Source organism: Comamonas sp. DB36, assembly GCF_057914905.1.
Genome location: NZ_CP196631.1, coordinates 475,001 through 477,500, shown reverse-complemented (window position 1 = coordinate 477,500; position 2,500 = coordinate 475,001). Strand labels below are relative to the sequence as shown.

Below are 2,500 nucleotides of genomic sequence, written 5' to 3'. Positions count from 1 at the left end.
CCGTTATAGTTACGGCCGCCGTTTACTGGGACTTCAATCAAGAGCTTGCACCCCATCATTTAATCTTCCAGCACCGGGCAGGCGTCACACCCTATACGTCCACTTTCGTGTTTGCAGAGTGCTGTGTTTTTATTAAACAGTCGCAGCCACCGATTTTTTGCAACCGCTTTGGGCTCCCCTTGTGCAGGATCACCTACTTGCGGCATACCTTCTCCCGAAGTTACGGTATCAATTTGCCGAGTTCCTTCTCCAGAGTTCTCTCAAGCGCCTTAGAATACTCATCTCGCGCACCAGTGTCGGTTTGCGGTACGGTCGTGTGTAGCTGAAGCTTAGTGGCTTTTCCTGGAAGCTGGGTATCACTCACTTCGTCTGCAAGCAGACTCGTTATCACCCCTCATCTAAGCCCGGCGGATTTGCCTACCGGGCATGACTACAGGCTTGAACCAACATATCCAACAGTTGGCTGAGCTAACCTTCTCCGTCCCCACATCGCACTACACATCGGTACAGGAATATTGACCTGTTTCCCATCAGCTACGCATCTCTGCCTCGCCTTAGGGGCCGACTCACTCTACGCCGATGAACGTTGCGTAGAAAACCTTGCGCTTACGGCGAGGGGGCTTTTCACCCCCTTTAACGCTACTCATGTCAGCATTCGCACTTCTGATACCTCCAGCATCCGTCACCAGACACCTTCACAGGCTTACAGAACGCTCTCCTACCACGTGCAATAAATTGCACATCCGCAGCTTCGGTAACTGGCTTAGCCCCGTTACATCTTCCGCGCAGGACGACTCGATCAGTGAGCTATTACGCTTTCTTTAAATGATGGCTGCTTCTAAGCCAACATCCTGACTGTTTTAGCCTTCCCACTTCGTTTCCCACTTAGCCAATTTTAGGGACCTTAGCTGGCGGTCTGGGTTGTTTCCCTCTTGAGTCCGGACGTTAGCACCCGGTGCTCTGTCTCCCAAGCTGTACTCTGCGGTATTCGGAGTTTGCATAGGTTTGGTAAGTCGCCATGACCCCCTAGCCTAAACAGTGCTCTACCCCCGCAGGTAATACTTGAGGCACTACCTAAATAGTTTTCGGAGAGAACCAGCTATTTCCAAGTTTGTTTAGCCTTTCACCCCTATCCACAGCTCATCCGCTAATTTTGCAACATTAGTCGGTTCGGACCTCCAGTACCTGTTACGGCACCTTCATCCTGGCCATGGATAGATCACTTGGTTTCGGGTCTACACCCAGCGACTGATTCGCCCTATTCGGACTCGATTTCTCTACGGCTTCCCTATTCGGTTAACCTTGCCACTGAATGTAAGTCGCTGACCCATTATACAAAAGGTACGCAGTCACCCTTGCGGGCTCCTACTTTTTGTAAGCATACGGTTTCAGGATCTATTTCACTCCCCTCCCGGGGTTCTTTTCGCCTTTCCCTCACGGTACTGGTTCACTATCGGTCGATTACGAGTATTTAGCCTTGGAGGATGGTCCCCCCATATTCAGACAAGGTTTCTCGTGCCCCGCCCTACTTTTCTCTAACTTAGTACCACCGATGAGTTTTCGCATACGGGACTATCACCCACTATGGTTGGCCTTTCCATGCCACTTTGCTAACTCGTCGACTATCACTAGAAGGCTGTTCCGATTTCGCTCGCCACTACTTTCGGAATCTCGGTTGATGTCTTTTCCTCGAGCTACTTAGATGTTTCAGTTCACTCGGTTCGCTTCGCATACCTATGTATTCAGTATGCGATACCCTTGCGGGTGGGTTTCCCCATTCAGAAATCTCCGGATCAAAGCTTATTTGCCAGCTCCCCGAAGCTTATCGCAGGCTATCACGTCTTTCGTCGCCTGTAATCGCCAAGGCATCCACCATATGCTCTTAGTCACTTGACCCTATAACTTTGACGTCTCTTGCGAGACTTCGCGGTTGTATCAAAGACTGTGCGAGGTCTCTCACCTCGCGCGTTATGCCGTAATGTGAACATTCTTTTTGCTTCCACTGATTTCTCAGTGGTTGTTTAGAGAATGATTCGTCATTACTTAAAATTTAACAAAGTTAAATTTTGTTTTGACGCAATCAAAAATGTTGTTAGCGGCACGGTCTGCACTAAACCTTTACGAATGTGCAGTTTCCGCTAACAACTCTGATTTCGACTCTATGAATTTTTAAAGAACAGCCGATGAATCGTTAGATAACGATTCAACACAAAAGCAGTCTTAAGCAAGACTGCTTTTGTGTTGAGTCAAAAATTATAGCATGTAAAAACACACGCTAAGGACTAACCCGAAGTTATTGGTGGAGGATGACGGGATCGAACCGACGACCCCCTGCTTGCAAAGCAGGTGCTCTCCCAGCTGAGCTAATCCCCCGGGATCCTCAAAGTACGGAGTGGAAGCATGGTGGGTCTAGTTGGGCTCGAACCAACGACCCCTGCGTTATCAACACAGTGCTCTAACCAGCTGAGCTACAGACCCATTCCTGTTTCGGCCGGCTTGC

Annotated in this window: 2 tRNA genes and 1 rRNA gene (1 of these 3 only partly in view); all 3 read right to left on the bottom strand. The window is 49.3% G+C overall.

The features are described from left to right. Positions 1-1,896 (bottom strand): 23S ribosomal RNA (locus ACSVDO_RS02260) (it extends 981 nt beyond the left edge of the window). A 401-nt stretch (positions 1,897-2,297) separates the two neighbouring features. After that, positions 2,298-2,373 (bottom strand) — tRNA-Ala (locus tag ACSVDO_RS02255). A 28-nt stretch (positions 2,374-2,401) separates the two neighbouring features. Next, a tRNA-Ile gene (locus ACSVDO_RS02250) sits at positions 2,402-2,478 on the bottom strand. Between the last annotated feature and the right edge of the window lie 22 nt (positions 2,479-2,500).